General features: G+C 69.4%; 12 protein-coding genes and 5 pseudogenes. 9 read left to right on the forward strand and 8 right to left on the reverse strand.

Going from position 1 to position 14619, the window contains the following annotated elements; translation table 11 throughout:
• Positions 1–1957: helicase associated domain-containing protein (locus H5J33_RS00005; RefSeq protein WP_258564751.1), on the forward strand; the 1957-nt coding region annotated here is incomplete at its 5' end.
• Positions 1958–1987: 30 nt separating this feature from the next.
• Here H5J33_RS00005 and H5J33_RS00010 read toward each other — a convergent pair.
• The gene (locus tag H5J33_RS00010; protein WP_309485275.1) at positions 1988–2500 is read right to left on the reverse strand and encodes a hypothetical protein; all 513 of its coding nucleotides are present in this window, start codon (positions 2498–2500) and stop codon (positions 1988–1990) included.
• Positions 2501–2584: 84 nt separating this feature from the next.
• Positions 2585–3106 carry a hypothetical protein gene (locus H5J33_RS00015; protein ID WP_309485276.1) on the reverse strand — a complete coding sequence of 174 codons (522 nt, stop codon included), beginning with the start codon at positions 3104–3106 and terminating at the stop codon, positions 2585–2587.
• A gap of 278 nt (positions 3107–3384) precedes the next feature.
• Here H5J33_RS00015 and H5J33_RS00020 point away from each other — a divergent pair, with 278 nt between their 5' ends.
• Positions 3385–3828: a hypothetical protein gene (locus tag H5J33_RS00020; protein ID WP_181792640.1), complete on the forward strand. Its 444-nt coding sequence runs from the start codon at positions 3385–3387 to the stop codon at positions 3826–3828.
• Positions 3829–4078: 250 nt separating this feature from the next.
• Here H5J33_RS00020 and H5J33_RS00025 read toward each other — a convergent pair whose 3' ends face one another.
• Both H5J33_RS00025 and H5J33_RS00030 read right to left on the reverse strand, forming a co-directional pair.
• Positions 4079–4645 carry an MFS transporter gene (locus H5J33_RS00025; protein ID WP_181792641.1) on the reverse strand — a complete coding sequence of 189 codons (567 nt, stop codon included), beginning with the start codon at positions 4643–4645 and terminating at the stop codon, positions 4079–4081.
• A 245-nt stretch (positions 4646–4890) separates the two neighbouring features.
• Complete coding sequence (locus tag H5J33_RS00030; protein WP_181792642.1) at positions 4891–5628, reverse strand: dienelactone hydrolase family protein; 738 nt, start codon at positions 5626–5628, stop codon at positions 4891–4893.
• A gap of 546 nt (positions 5629–6174) precedes the next feature.
• Between H5J33_RS00030 and H5J33_RS36935 the strand changes: the two are divergent.
• Positions 6175–6354, forward strand: a pseudogene (locus H5J33_RS36935) (IS630 family transposase); the annotation flags it as partial.
• A gap of 48 nt (positions 6355–6402) precedes the next feature.
• Here the strand turns inward: H5J33_RS36935 and H5J33_RS00035 are convergent.
• Complete coding sequence (locus H5J33_RS00035) at positions 6403–6900, reverse strand: GNAT family N-acetyltransferase (RefSeq protein WP_181792643.1); 498 nt, start codon at positions 6898–6900, stop codon at positions 6403–6405.
• A gap of 404 nt (positions 6901–7304) precedes the next feature.
• Complete coding sequence (locus tag H5J33_RS00040) at positions 7305–7880, reverse strand: TetR/AcrR family transcriptional regulator (RefSeq protein ID WP_181792644.1); 576 nt, start codon at positions 7878–7880, stop codon at positions 7305–7307.
• A 117-nt stretch (positions 7881–7997) separates the two neighbouring features.
• On the opposite strand from H5J33_RS00040, the gene H5J33_RS00045 reads away from it, so the two are divergent.
• From H5J33_RS00045 to H5J33_RS00065, 6 genes and pseudogenes are all read left to right on the forward strand, one after another.
• The gene (locus H5J33_RS00045) at positions 7998–8684 is read left to right on the forward strand and encodes an SDR family oxidoreductase (RefSeq protein ID WP_181792645.1); all 687 of its coding nucleotides are present in this window, start codon (positions 7998–8000) and stop codon (positions 8682–8684) included.
• A gap of 181 nt (positions 8685–8865) precedes the next feature.
• Entirely contained in the window at positions 8866–9870 is a 1005-nt protein-coding gene (locus H5J33_RS00050; RefSeq protein ID WP_181792646.1) for an NADP-dependent oxidoreductase, read from the forward strand.
• A gap of 629 nt (positions 9871–10499) precedes the next feature.
• Positions 10500–11270 (forward strand): annotated as a pseudogene (locus tag H5J33_RS00055) (formylglycine-generating enzyme family protein).
• A 147-nt stretch (positions 11271–11417) separates the two neighbouring features.
• Positions 11418–12252: pseudogene (locus H5J33_RS36940) on the forward strand (alpha/beta hydrolase domain-containing protein).
• 78 nt (positions 12253–12330) lie between these two features.
• Complete coding sequence (locus H5J33_RS36945) at positions 12331–12675, forward strand: hypothetical protein (protein ID WP_258564752.1); 345 nt, start codon at positions 12331–12333, stop codon at positions 12673–12675.
• Between the two features lie 28 nt (positions 12676–12703).
• Positions 12704–13012: a hypothetical protein gene (locus H5J33_RS00065; RefSeq protein ID WP_258564753.1), complete on the forward strand. Its 309-nt coding sequence runs from the start codon at positions 12704–12706 to the stop codon at positions 13010–13012.
• Between the two features lie 161 nt (positions 13013–13173).
• Here H5J33_RS00065 and H5J33_RS00070 read toward each other — a convergent pair.
• Positions 13174–13944 (reverse strand): annotated as a pseudogene (locus H5J33_RS00070) (IS701 family transposase); the annotation flags it as partial.
• Positions 13945–14068: 124 nt separating this feature from the next.
• Positions 14069–14616: pseudogene (locus tag H5J33_RS00075) on the reverse strand (DUF6233 domain-containing protein).
• Positions 14617–14619: the final 3 nt, after the last annotated feature.

Raw genomic sequence — 14619 nt, forward strand, 5'->3', positions numbered from 1 at the left:
GCGGCTGTGGCAGCTCGGGGACGAGGACGCGGCCGGCGCACCGGGCGAGCTGGTCGCGAGCATGGAAGACGACCCTGAGGGGCCCTTCGGCAGCCGCTGTTTCACGCTGACGCTCTCGGAGGCCATCGATCGGGGGATCTGCGCCCCCTACCAGGTCGTATGCGTGGATGTCACCGACACCGCGCTCCAGGCCGCGCAGCTCCTGGGTGCCGAAGGCCGCTCGGCGGAGGTCCGCGGGGCGCGGCTCGCCGCTCTGCAGACCGCTCTGGTGAAGGCGTCGGCGGAGGAGGGCTTCCGCCGCACGCTGGTCTTCCACCACCAGGTCCGTGAGGCCGAGGCGTTCGCGGCCGGCCTCCCCGACGTCGCCACGCAGCTACACGCATCCGACCCCGAGCTGTACCCGCGCACGGTCTGGGCGGACTGGCTGTGCGGCGACCACAAGCCGAACCACCGGCGGCGGGTTCTCACCGAGTTCGCCGCCGGAATCGCCACGGACGGCACGGTGGTGGAGAAAGGCTTCCTGGGTTCGGTGAAGGTCCTCGGAGAGGGGGTCGACACCAAAAACTGTGACTCCGTCTTCTGGGCGGATGTGCGCGGCTCGATGCCGGACCTGGTCCAGGCGGTGGGTCGGGCGCTGCGGATGCAGCCGGGCGGGGGGAAGATGGCCAGCCTGGTCGTGCCGGTCTTGCTCGGGCCCGGGGAGACGGCGGACAACATGCTGACCTCGCGGGCGTTCGGCGGGCTGGCGAAGCTGCTGGAGGCGCTGCGGGCGCACGACGCGCGGATCGTGGAGACCCTGGCGGAGCAGCAGGCACCGAGCCGCTACAAGCCCGTCAGCAAGGACGAGAGCGGCAAGAGCGCGGGCGGGAACGGCGAGGGCTCCGGAGGCGTCAGCGCCCCTGCCAAGGCTCTGCTGAAGTTCTCCACGCCCCGTGACCCGGCCGCGCTGGCGGCGTTCATCAACCTGCGGGTCCTCAACCCGGAGCACGAGCACTGGCGGCGCGGCGTGGAGGCCGCCGTCATCTACGCACGGCTGCACGGCGACTTGAAGGTGCCGTTCACGTACCGCGTGCCCGCCGCCGACGAGCAGGAGGCGGAAGGCGAGGGGTGGCCGGCCTCGCTCGCCGGGTTCCCGCTCGGGCAGTGGATCGCTGATGCTCGCCGGTTCTACGCCCGCGGTGACATGGACGAGGACCGCGCCCGGCAGCTGGAGAAGCTCGGCATGATCTGGTCGCACTTCGACGTCGCGTGGGAGGAGGGCCTCGCGGCCGCGCGCGGGTGGGCGGCCGAACACGGGCACCTCCTGGCCCCGCTGGACGCCACCTTCCAGGGGTACCGGGTGGGCATCTGGTTGAAGAACGCGCGGGCCGCCGCCCGCAAGGCGGCCGAGATCGAGCAGCGGCGTGCCGAGGATCCGCCAGTGGAGTCGTCGGCCGGAGCCCTGTCGGACGAGCGGCGCGAGCAGCTGGAGGAGATCGACGCCTCCTGGTGCCCTAGCTGGCCGGTGACGTGGCAGCGCTGCTTCCACCTGGTGCGGATGCACCTGGACACCGGTGGAGTGCTGCCCACCGAGGCAGGCGCCGTCATGCGCCAGGGCGAGGACCTCGGCCGGTGGGTGCAGTCGGTACGGCTCGGCTGGGACCAGCTCACGACCGTGCAGCAATGGCTGTGCGAACACGTCCTCGGCATCACACCCGCCGGCGAGGAGGAGAAGCCGCCGCCGCGCCGTACCCAGGCCGACAAATGGGCTATGAACTACGAGGCCGCCCGCCAGTTCTACGAGCGTGAGGGACACCTCCAAGTCCCCAGGAAGCACGTCGAACGGATCGCCGGCGAGAACCAGGAAGTACGGGAACACAAACTGGGTGCCTGGATCGGGAACCAGCGCTCCCGGGCCGCGACCCTGACGCCGGAGCGGATGGAACTGCTGTCCGCGATCGGCATGCGCTGGTCCTGATGGTGGACGTCGTCATCACGGCCGCCACGCTCACGGCCGGCTATCTGCTCCGGTGTCTGCGCCCGTGGCCGCGCCTGGGCGACTGGGCGGCCGTATCCCGAGGTTGGCCAGGGCGACAAGGAACGCGGCCAGCAACGCTGGCAGCCACGGGTGGTGTACCCGCAAGCCGGGGGTGAAGTATTCGGTGAACAGGACGGCGAGGAATGTCGTCGCCACGGAAAGCGCTGCCTCCGTCGTCCTCTTAGTCCGCGATGCGAGACCGGTGAGTCGAAGGCCCCAGCGCAGTGGGCAGGTGAACAGGGCTGCGAGGGCGTTGCACGGCAGGAACAGCGCCACGGCCCAGAACAGGGGTCCGATCCCGTCGACTTCCACTAGGCGGGGTGACGCGGCGGCGACGGCGAAGAGACCGAGCAGCAGCGCCACGAGGAGGGCAGTGATGGTTCCGAGGAGCAGACCGGTCATGCCGGCAGCGGCGAGGGCCTTTTCTCGCCGAGAGAGGGACGCCCAGGTCGTTTCGTCGTTGGGCTGATGGCTGTCGTCCACCGTGCACTCCTTCCGGCGCCGAGGCATGTACGGGCGACACCCCGTCCTCCGGAAGACGGGGTGTCGCCGGAGAGTTCCTCCTGATCACATGGCGACCAGCATGATGCCCTTGGCGATGTCGGTGGCGATGTCGGTAGGCACACCCGCATGCACCATGGCCACAGCGAGCGCGGTCTCGGTCCAGCCTTCGACGTCCTCGATCGCATCGGCGATCTTGCCTCCGTTGCGAGTGAGGTAGTCGCCGGCCTTCTTGCTGACCTTGCCGACGATCTTCCCGGCCCAGACGCCGCCGTGTCGCAGGCCGGCGACGATCAGCTTGCGGATGATTGTCCCGGAGCCAAGGATCCGGTCCTGGGTCTTCGGGTCCTCCAGTTGCTTGGCGTACTGCTCGAATTCCCGGATCTGGTTCTGGTCCACTCCGTCAGACCTCATGCGGGAGACGAGGTCGCGCACGTCGGCAGCGGTCGGGCGCAGCGGTTCGGCGGTCCGCGAGGCGGTCTTCGCCTCGCGGACCGCTTCAACAGCACCGGCAGTCGGCGCGGCGACGCCCAGGGCGACGGCGGTCACGGCAGTGGTAGCGGCTATGCGGATGTGTTTCTTGTTCACGTGCGCTTTTCCTTGCAGGTGTGGGGGGCATACGGGGCTGGTCGGGAGATCCGGACACACAACGCCCCTGGGTCTTCTTCGCGTTCGTCGAGGTCCGGCGCGGGGGCATCGCCGGGCGGAACAGGACCCGACGCTAGATCAATGGCGCGGTGGGAACTTGGGGAAAAGGTCCCAAGATCATGACCTCTTTGGCTGTTTCTACCCACCCGTCCCAGTGGTAACTGCCGTTCCAGGAGACGCCCGTACGCCCAAGGCACGGAACGCAGCACCGCGTCCGCTTGGAGGAGATGCTGCGCATGCACGGGCCGGACAGCGAGCCCGCCTCGCACGGTCGGTACGCGCTGGTCGGACAGCCCGAGACCCTGGTCATCGTGGAGCGGATGGAGAGTGCCCCGTTCTTCTACGCGACCAAGGTCGTTGACTACTACCGGGGCAAGACAGGCGACCCGCAGGGCCCGGGCACTGGTGAGCCGAACCAACTATTCGGCGGGGCTGAGGTCACGCTCAACTGGGACCAAGTCCGCCAGAGCGGAAAGCGTGAGCTGATCGAGGAACCACCGGCATGCTCCCCCAGCGATCCACCTGTCCATCGGTGCCTGAGCGAGCCGGCCTCCACCAGCGTCACGAACCTGCGCCGCAAGTACGGCATGGTGTTCAAGATCACCTTCCCCTCCAGGAACTACTTCATCGTGTACAAAGACGGCCAAACCGTCAGCTACTGATACGGGAACCGATCGCCTGAAACTCGGGCGGGCGGCTCCTCACGGCAGCCCACGAAAGCCGTCCCGCCTTCGACGTAACCCACACCGTGAAAGATCTCTACCTGCTCGGGCAGCTACGCCCGTGGCAGGCCGCCTGGGTTACTGGGCGACTGGACTGAGAACTCTCGGACCTGAGACAGCATCAGCCGTCATGCGATAAAGCCCAACGACAGCGATCCCACCCATCAATCTTTCATCTCATGACAGTGGCTCATCCACCCAGGAACACCCACTGACCAGCCCCGTAACACCCACCCCGGGACCAACGCGACCGACTCTCACCACCACCGACACCAAACCGAGAGATCGCAACCAGCGCACCGAAGAAACAAGCGATCGCCGCGGTCAGGTAAGCGGTGTGATACCCGGCAAGCCGGCCAGTCGCGTCCCCGCCACCCGCCGTGGCTGTGGCAATCACAACCAGCCCTGCCACACCGACACTGGAACCGATCTGCTGAGCGGTCACGTTCACCGCACCGGCCACCCCGTGCTGCGGCTGGTCCACTCCACTCAACGAGGAGATGATCATGGCCGGGAAAGCAAGACCCTGACCGATACCGTTAAGAACCAAACCCGGAAGCAGATGCGCCCAGCAATTACCATCAACCGGCGTCCACACCCACAAACCGGCACCCGCACCGATGAAAACCAACCCGATAATCAACAGAGCACGCGGCCCGATCCTGGCCAACAACTTACCCGCGAAGAAATTAGCGGCCACGAACACACTCGCCGAAGCCGGCACCACCGCAAGACCAGACAAGAACGGGGCGTGCACCGCACAGACCACCTAATTCTTCGGGTTCGTGGCTTTGTTCACGAGAACCGCCAGCGCTTACACACCACTTTGGCGGCACTCTAAGCTGTGGAGCAATCGGACAGTTCATGTCGTCGGGCACCGGCGACCCCTGTCGGGTTGGCAGGGGTCCGCGGCAAGCAGCAGGGGAACGCTAGGACCTGCCATCGACGAACAGCTTGCCGGCCAACTGGCCTACTGTCCGCAGGTGGCCCGGCGGCCCGGTCTCATTTCAGGTGGCGGGCGAAGAAGCGGGCCCCGGCGTCGAGTTCGTACTGCGGGACGCCGGTGTGCCCGCCCATGTTGGCGTGCAGGGTCTTCTCCCTGGAGCCGAAGGCGTCGAACAGGTCCAAGGACGCCTGCCGGTCGTTCCCCTCGTCGTCCCACTGCAGCAGGACCTGCAGCGGAACGGTGACCTTGCGGGCCTCCTCGAACATGGCGGCGGGCACGAAACTCCCGGCGAAGAGACCAGCGGCCGCGATGCGCGGCTCGACGGCCGCCAGCCGGACGCCGATGGAGATGACGCCCCCCTCGTACCCGACTGGGCCGCCGATTTCGGGCAACGCGAGGAGCGCGTCCAGGGTGGCCTGCCATTCCGGAACGGCCCTCTCGACCAGCGGGAGGACGAGGGCGTCGACGATCTCGCCGCTGACCGGCTCGCCGGCCTCGATCACCCGGCGCAGGTCGGCGCGGGCCTGGTCGAGGACGGCCAGACGGGGCCGGTCACCGCTGCCGGGGAGCTCGATGGTGGCAACGGCGAAGCCGTACTCCGCCGCGTAGTACCGGGCCCGCCCCGCGAGCCGGGGGTACATCAGGCCCAGTCCGAGCGGCGGCGGGCTGATCAGGATCAGCGGCGCCGGCGCGGACGTGGGCGTGGGCGTCCACAGAAAGCCGGGGATCTCGCCCAGGACGAACTCGCGCTCGAGGACACCGTCGTCGAGGCGCTGTTCAGAAGTGAAGTGCACGGTCGTGCCTTTCGGGAGTGCTCTGGAACGGCGCTCCCGGACGACCTACCGCCCGACCGTGACCCCGGAGGGGAGCACCCATGTCGATACAGCGTTCACGGGTCCCACCTCCTCGTTCTCTCGCACGGCCACCGGAAACGTAGCAGTGATCTTCGTGGTCCGCCAAACGGTTTCTCCATGCGGCGGTGCAGGGTTGCAGGACCGCCACCCACAACCACCCTGGCCTTTGCGCCCGTCCGTTACCAGCGACGCCTGATACCGAACCGGCCGCGGGGCTTCGCGGCGGGTGCTCCGGCTGCCGCGCGTTCGGCTTCCCCCGCCTGGCAGCGCGCGACGCGCTCAGCCTCCACACAATCGGCGGCCTGCGTCCCGCACGGCCCGCACAGCCGGCCCCGTTCGCAAGGCCACGAGGACCGCTTGATCTCCTGCCCGCGCTCGTCGATCACCTTCACGGCCGGGCCGGGACGCTGTCCCCGGAGCAGGTGGAGCTGCTGTCCGCGATCAGAATGCGGGGATCCTTTAGTACTGCAACGATGTTTGCCACTGCAGTTCACCCTGGCGAATCCGGACCACCGCAGCCATCCCGCGCAGACTGGGGCCCTGAACCGCTACCTGCGGTGGCGTAACGCCCACGCCCGCCACCCCGACGTACTCGCCGCACAACGTAAGGAACGCGCCTGCATCCGCAGAGGGAAGGACATCCGCTGGGGCGGCCGCCTCCTCGCCGCCGCAGCCCGAGCACGTGGGGGATCCCACCGTTCCCGGATGTGGGGATCAGACAGCGGCCAGACTCTTCGCCGTGAGCCGCTCCCTGCCCACCCCGTCGGGCAGAAGATCGCCGGACTCAGCCGTGTCCGTGAAACCGTGCCGCTCATAGAGCGCGGTCGCCCTGTGGTTGTCCGGCCTGACGGACAACCACAACGTCGTGGCACCGCGCTCCACCGCCCACCGCTCGACCGCCTGAACCAGGTAGTCACCCACGCCCTTACCACGAGCCGCGGGGCTGACCCACATCGAGATCAACTCCACGTTCCCTGCTCCCTCACCGGGCACTCCACTGGCCATGCCCACCGGGAGACCGTCGAGCAGCGCGACGAGATCGCACGCGCCAGGAATCGACAGACGCGCACGCCAGCGTTCCTCTCGGTCACCGGAGCCCTGCCACTGGGCCAGGGGCGATCCGAACGCATAGGGCGCCTCGGCGAGCGCGGACAGTCGCAACTCCCGCCAAAGGGGCCAGTCGTCTGCTTTCGCGGAGCGTAGTTCAAGCATGATCCAGACCCTGCCCGCCCGCCGGGGCGGGCAGCAAGCTGATTCGAGCCATGCGCGAGGCCGCCCCGCCTCGCGACCAGCCAACGGGGAGCAGTGGCCACTCGCGCCGCAATGCCGGCTGCCATCTCCGCCCGTAGTCGTCAGGCACGCGGGAAACGGCCGCTCCGGAACATGAACGGCCAGTGACAGTTCAGCGCCACCTGGGCCGGCAGCCGCACCAGACCGGTGGGAAGGAACTGGCGGTCCGCGTCGACAAGCTCCAAGAGGACGATAAGGAGCCGGAGCAACGACTTGCCGCCTCCGAGGCCGACCGCCAGGGCCTACAAGATGCCTTGCGGGAGGCTCAAGACGACCTGATCGCGGTTCGCGAGGTTCTTCGGGGGTGACCGTGACCGCCGGATCGATCAGTCCCGTCGCGCTTCGCGTGGTGCCGTCAGTGCCGCGCGCGCGGTGGTGAGGATCTCCTCGGAGAGCGGGGAGCCGTTGGTGGCCCGGGCCAGGACGAGTGCGCCGAGCATGGTGCACAGCCGCGTGATGCCGTCCTGGTCCTCAGTGGTGAGCCACTCGGCGAAGACGCCCACGCCTTCCGTGTAGATCCGGCGGGCTTCCTGGCCTTCGCCCTCGCGCGCCATGTCGGTGACGAGTGCGGCGACGGGACACCCGTCCGCCGGGCTGTCGCGGTGTCCGGGGGAAAGGTAGGCGTCGATCAGTGCGCGCTGGGCGGCGCCTCGCTGCCCGCCGTGCTGCTCGAGTCCGTCCTTGTGGTGCCGGGTGAGTTCGTCGAAGGCGTGGGCGGTGGCTTCGTCGATGAGCGCCTCTTTGGAGGCGAACTGCTTGTAGAAGCCGCCGTGGGTCAGTCCGGCCGCCTTCATGATGTCGGCGACGCTGACGTTAGTCCCCTGTTCCCGGAACAGGCGGGACGCGGTTTCCACGACCCGCCTGCGGTTCGCCTCGGCCTGCGCCCGCGATACGCGGCCCATCGGCCACCTCCCGATTGATGTCGACTGGCATCTATCCTAGACCGGTGCTTAGATTGTGTATGTAATCTAATTCGATGCCGTCGGTCGCTCACCGACGGCCGTACCGCTGGAGTGGGCATGGAACTGAAGGACACGGTCGCGGTGGTCACCGGCGCCAACCGGGGACTCGGGCGACATTTGGCCGCGCAGCTCGTCGAGCGCGGAGCGACGGTGTACGCGGGGGCCCGGCGCCCCGAGACGGTGGACCTGCCGGGGGTCACCCCGCTGCGGCTCGACGTGACGGACGAGGAGTCGATCCGGGCCGCGGCGCGCATCGCCTCCGACGTGACGCTGCTGGTGAACAACGCCGGCATCTCCACCGAAACTCCGCTGATCGCCGGCAGTCCGGACGCGGTGCGCCTGGAAATGGACACGAACTTCTTCGGCCCGCTCGCCGTGACGCGGGCCTTCGCCCCCGTCATCGAGTCCAACGGCGGTGGTGCCGTGCTCAACGTCCTGTCCGTCCTGTCCTGGCACCACCCGGCCGGCCTCGGAGCGTATGCCGCGGCCAAGGCCGCAGCGTGGGCGCTGACCGGCGCGGCCCGGGAGGAGCTGGCACCCCGCGGCATCGCCGTCTCGGCGCTGCACGTCGGATACATGGACACCGCCATGGCCGCGAGCGTTCCCGCCGACCTGAAGACCGACCCCGCCGAGGTCGCCGCGCAGGCCCTGGACGGCATCGAGGCGGGACTGCCCGAGATCCTCGCCGACGAACTCACCCGGCATGTGAAGCAGAGCCTGGCCGCGTCGCCGAACGCGGCCTGAGACGCGCATCGCTCCACCTGCGCTCGATATCCGGCGACGGATACGGCGCCGGTGGTGGCGGCCCCGCCGCGGCGGGGCTTCGCGGACACGAAACAATCATCACAAAGTACGACGTGTTTGTAGATGACCGGCAGGCACAGTGAACATGTCCCCATGCGGACGACAGGAGACAAAGACGCCGATGAAGGCCTTCATGATCGAGCGGTACAGTGACCGGAACGGCGGTCGCATCACCGAGACGCCGGACCCGCAGGCAGGCGTTGAGGACGTCCTGGTCCGGATCCACGCGGCGAGCGTCAACCCACTGGACTTCAAGATCCGCAACGGCGACTTCAAGGCGATTCTGCCGTACCGTCTTCCCCTCACTCTGGGCAACGACCTCGCCGGGGTGGTGGTCGAGGTGGGTGCGGCCGTCACCCGATTCGCCGTGGGCGACGAGGTCTACGCCCGGCCCGACAAGGACCGCATCGGCACCTTCGCCGAAGTCATCGCCGTCCACCAGAACGACCTGGCGCCCAAACCGGCCACCCTCACCATGGAAGAGGCCGCCTCCCTTCCCCTGGTCGCGCTCACGTCATGGCAGGCACTGGTCGAGAGGGCGCAGGTCCAGCCTGGGCAGAAGGTCCTGATCCACGCGGGCTCCGGCGGAGTGGGCACCATCGCCCTCCAGCTGAGCAGGCATCTGGGCGCGCACGTGGCAACCACCGCCGGCGCGGCCAACGCCGGCCTGGTCAAGGAACTCGGCGCGGACGTCGTCGTCGACTACCGGACACAGGACTTCGAGGAGGTCCTGGACGGCTATGACGTCGTCCTGGACACCCTCGGCGGCGAGACCCTGGAGAAGTCCCTGCGGGTCCTCAAGCCCGGCGGGAAGGTCATCAGCATCGCGGGGCCTCCCGACGCGGACTTCGCCCGCGAACTGGGCGCGAACCTGGTCCTGCGGCAGGTGATGAACGCGCTCAGTTCGAAGACCCGGCGCCACGCCAAGCGCCAGGGCGTCACCTACTCCTTCCTGTTCATGAAGGCCGACGGCGACCAGCTACGCGAACTCACCCGGCTCGTCGACGCCGGAGAGATCCGTCCCGTCGTCGACCGCGTCTTCCCCTTCGACCGGACCCGCGAGGCTATGGAGTACGCCGAGAAGGGCCGCGCCAGAGCCGGCAAGGTCGTCGTCGCGATGAGGTGAGAGCCGCCGCCGCGCCACCGGTACGTCCTGGCAACGAGAGGACTCCGCCTCCCAGCCGAGTGCGCACTTTTCGGTGCGGCCGGGGTATGGCGGTCTGTGGGCGATCGGGAGCCGGAGAAGGATCGGATGGTGCCCCGCGAAGCCGCACGGCGAGGGGTACGCCGATCGGCGGCCCAGAGCGCAGGTCGTCCGCCCGCGGGCATGCCCAGGGGGCGCCGGAGCGGAGCGCGCTCCCGCTGTCGGACGACGCGAGAGCAGGTGAATCGCCGAGGCTTACGGCCGGTCGGCGCCGACCTGCAATCGACCCGCGGCACGACCCTATCCGCACGCCGGGCCAAGACGGCGCGCCCGCCGGGAGGCGGGTCGGCCGGGACTCGGGTAGGCCGGGAGGCGGGTCGGCCGGGAGGCGGGTCGGCCGGCACCCCTTCCCGACCGGATCCCCTGACGTCAGGGCTCAGGCGTGCCATGCGGTCCGGCGAGCAGCGGACGACGGCAACAGACGTGCCGAACCGATGAGTCGAAGTGCCCGGGTGAGCGAGGGACCGGGTCCCGGGACCGGCGCCCTCGTTCCAAAGTCGCTGTCGCGGCAGGCCCATCGGCCGATGGAGGCCCCGCCCAAGGGGGCGATCATGAGATCCGTCCGCTCGAGCCGAGGAGGAGCCTTGCAGGTGGAGCAAGTGGACTGGGTCGACATTCCGGCCGGGGTGGTGCGCCGGGGCACGCCGGTCGACGAGGTGGCGGCAGTGGCCCGCCGTTACGCGGACACCGGCGTGCCGATGGAGTGGTACCTGAAGGAGGCCCCGCGCGCGGACATCCACGTCCCGGCGTTCCGGATCGCCCGCACCCCGGTCACGGTGGGCCAGTGGACACGCTTCGCGGCGGCCACGGGGCGACCGGTCCCCCAGGGGCCGACGGACCATCCGGTGATCGGGGTCGCCTGGGAGGTGGCGACGGCCTACTGCCGGTGGCTCCAGGAACGGCTCGGCGGCCTCGAGATACGGCTGCCCACCGAGGACGAGTGGGAGCGTGCGGCACGGGGGGACGACGACCGTGAGTTCCCCTGGGGCGACGAGTACCGCACCGGCCTGGCCAATCTGGTGGACCTCGGCATCGGCAGCACGACACCCGTCGGCTCGTTTCCCGAGGGCGCCAGCCCGTTCGGGGTGCTGGACATGGCGGGGAACGCCGACGAGTAGACCTCCACCCGGTACGCCCCTTACCCCGGCGCGCCCGCCGACGTACCGAACACCGAGGGCTGGGCGTTCGACCCGCACATCACCCGAGGCGGCGCCTTCCGCCACGACCGCGACCTCGCGCGCTGCGCCCGCAGGCACGGCGCCTACGAACCCGATCTCGAAGCGATCGGTGTGGGCTTCCGCCTGGCGGCCCCGGCCGCGTAGAACCAGGTGCTGGGAACCGCCGAAAGACGGTGGACTCGTCGGAAACGCAAGGCGTTCACGTGCCGGCGGTCACACAGGGCCCATGGGGGCTACGCGGGTGAGCACGACGCGCTGTTCGACGGGGGCGGCGGGTGAAACGGGTGCGCCATGACGGCGTGCCGCTCGTCGGCCGGCCGACTCGGAGCCGCAGGGCCGGGCCGGGAACAGACCGGCCGTTGCTGCGTCCACACGGCGGCGTCGGCCCGCCGGGCAGGCCGGCCCCGCTCGGGGGCCGTCCTTCGCCTACGACATCTTCTCCCAGGCGGGCCAGGCGCCGCGCACTCCGGACGACCCGACCCGCTCGGCGGGTTCCCGGTCCGGGCACGGCTCGCCGACGGCGAGTCTCAGCCGGCGGGCTTCATGACGACGTACGTCAACGCCGTCCAGGGCCTATGACGGCTTCATGGTGCACAGCAACAGGGCGATCGCCGCTCCGGTCGGCGGCGCGCTCGCCGACACCCCGCGGATGCCGAACCCGTCCCGGATCAGGAACGACCTGCCGGTGCCCACGTTCGTCGTGCTCACCGGGACCGACGCGCCGGGCACCGCGGCCGCACGGCAATCGGCCACCGACAGCGTCGTGCCCTGGGAGCTGGCCGGCACCGCGCACGGCGACCAGTGGGCCTACGACGCGGGCGAGGTCACCGTGCGGAAGGGGGCGGGTCTGGCCGCGCCGTCGGCGGACTGCACCGCCGGTTCGACCCCCTCCAACGACGGGCTCGGCCACTGGGCGATGAACGCGGCGCTACGCCGCCTGGCCGACTGGGCGCGGGGCGGTGCGCGACCGCCGAGCGGGCAACCGCTGAGCACCGTCCTGCGTGACCCGGCCACCGGCGGTGTCCGCCCGCCGGACGTCACGGTGCCCACCGGCACCCTCAGCGGTGCGCGCGACACCATCGGCAGCGGTGTCTTCTGCGGCCTGCACGGCGCCCGTGACCCGTGAAACGGCGACGCCGACGCCTGGGACCGCCACGACGACGGCGACCCGTCCGACCCGACCTTTCCGCCCACCGCGGAACCGGTGCTCAGCCGGCTCAACCCGACCCACGCCGACTACGTGGACAAGGTCCGCACGGCCGCGCCGGCTTCCGTCGGTACCGGCTGGTGGTGGCACCGGCTCTTGCCGGCCCGCGCCGGATCGCCGGGCGGCGCGGGTGGTGCCACCGTTCAGTGGACGATGGGTATCGGCCTACCGCGTAGGCTGGTATTCGTGGGAAAGCTGAACCCCCTTTTAGCCGCGACCGCTTTGACCGCCGTTGCCGTCCTCGCCGTTGGCTGCAGCAACGATGACAGTGACGCGCCCGACACCGGCCGCAAAGGGCCCGTTCGCCCCCTCGTCCTCGTCGGCACGCACACCGGCTCCTGACCGTCCCGAACACATTCCGGGTGCAACCATGACCAAGGCACCGGTCCTGCTGGACGGCGAAGTCGTCGCGCAGGCTGTGAATGCCAGCGGCAACCGGGAGTTGGAGGTTGAGGGCGGCCTCAAGAGCGGACCCTTTGCGGTTCTTGTGAACTGCAAGGGCGAAGGCAAGCTGACCGTTGAGGTCAAACCGGTCGGGGTGAGCTTTCTGCTGAAGTGTGTGGCCGGGGACATCAGCAGCACCTACAACCAGCTGGACCTGAAGAGCACCCATGAGCAGGGAACGGTGAGCGTGACCGCGCAGTCCATTGTTCATTGGGCGATCACAGTCGGTCGCTAGTACTGCAACGGTGTTTGTGCTGAGTGCTGGGCAGTTTTCAGGGACTGTGTCCGCGTCGTTTGTAGTGACTGACGCAGGCCCGGTGCTGGCGTCGGCGGCGCCATGTCGACCAGTGCAGGATGTGCCCGACGGGTGCGGGCCGGCGGTCGGTGAGGCGGGTGGCATTCCTCAACAGCCCAGCGGCCGCCCGCGACGCGGATCAGCTCGTCCAGTGTGGTGTCGGCCGGGCAGTAGGAGATGCAGTAGGAGATCTCCTCGGGGCGGCTGACGCTGCGGCGGGCGATCACCCAGCGCCGGCGGTCCTCGCGGTGCCAGGGCCGAACCTCGACGCGGGCCCAGTCGTAGATCCGCCGGCCGTGTGCCCCTTCGCCGCAGGAACGACGCTTCCACTTCTGCCGCGGCAGGCTGGGGAACAGGTCGTGGACGGGGTGGTCGAGTGCCCAGCGGGTGACGACGGTGTCGTGCCGGGTGGTGGCCATAACATGGAAGACATCGGCCTGCTCGAGCTCGAAGCGCCAACCCTTGCTGAAGCCGTAGGCGGCATCCGCCGTCACCCAGGCGAACGGGATCCGGTCCGCGATGGTCTTGCGGACCATTGCCTTGGCCATGGCCACCTTCGTCTCGAAGTCGACCTCGTCGCCGATGCCGGCCCGATGACAGCGTTCCCGGTCGTCCGTCCACGACGTGGGCAGATACAGCCGCCGGTCGATCAGCGTGCGTCCGCGGCCGGTGGCGTAGGCGAGGAACACACCGATCTGGCAGTTCTCGGTCCGGCCGGCGGTTCCGGAGTACTGCCTTTGCACCCCGGCCGACCGCAGGCCCTTCTTCAGGAAGCCGGTGTCGTCGACGATCAGCACGGCGTCTCGGTCGCCGAGGTGTTCGATGACGTAATCGCGTACGTCGTCCAGGACCTCGTCGGCATCCCACTCGATCCCCGTTCAGCAACCGGCAGAGCGTCCAGTTCACCGGCCCACAGCCTGACATCAGCAAGATCCCCACCCATGACCACACCAACGACCGACCTGGCCATCAGTCACGGCAAGCACCGTTGCAGTACTAGTCCTCGCCGTCGAAGCCGTGGTCGAAGCCCTTGAGGACCGGATCGAGTTCGGTCGCCGCGCCGCACAGCGAGCACAGCCGCACCCCTGGTTGCTCGGCTGCGTTCAGCGCCCGCTCCAGAGGCAGCACCGGCGCCCCGGCCGGCGCCTCCTCGCAGTCGACGGCGTGCACGACACCGCCCGGCCGGGACCGCGGCCGCCGACCTTCGCCAGCACCCAGCCGGACGGCCGCCGCGTCCCCAGCGCCTTCTGGACGGGCGAGGGCTGCTCCAGGTACTCGGTGGGCACGGCGTCGTACGAGACGCCGTTCACGGGCCGCACGTGCTCGGGGGCGCGCCCCCAGACCCGGTACTCGGCAGGCTCCACCGTGTCGCCGGGGCCGTTGCGATAGGCCGGGAGCCCGACCTCGTACCTCCAGCTGTCGCGGGCCTGCCGCCGGGACCACAGGTGCGCGACGACCTCCTGGCCGCCGGACGGCAGCACCCGGACCGGCACCGGGATTGGCTCGGAGGAGGAGGGCGTCGTCACGTCTCCCAAAGCCCTCATGTC

Source organism: Streptomyces sp. WELS2, assembly GCF_013870595.1.
Classification (GTDB): domain Bacteria; phylum Actinomycetota; class Actinomycetes; order Streptomycetales; family Streptomycetaceae; genus Streptomyces.

Coding starts and splice junctions, on each gene's coding strand:
- H5J33_RS00050 (WP_181792646.1), top strand. CDS start 8,866: ATGAAGGCCTTCATGATCGAGCGGTACAGTGACCGGAACGGCGGTCGC.
- H5J33_RS00040 (WP_181792644.1), bottom strand. CDS start 7,880: ATGGGCCGCGTATCGCGGGCGCAGGCCGAGGCGAACCGCAGGCGGGTC.
- H5J33_RS00065 (WP_258564753.1), top strand. CDS start 12,704: ATGACCAAGGCACCGGTCCTGCTGGACGGCGAAGTCGTCGCGCAGGCT.
- H5J33_RS00035 (WP_181792643.1), bottom strand. CDS start 6,900: ATGCTTGAACTACGCTCCGCGAAAGCAGACGACTGGCCCCTTTGGCGG.
- H5J33_RS00045 (WP_181792645.1), top strand. CDS start 7,998: ATGGAACTGAAGGACACGGTCGCGGTGGTCACCGGCGCCAACCGGGGA.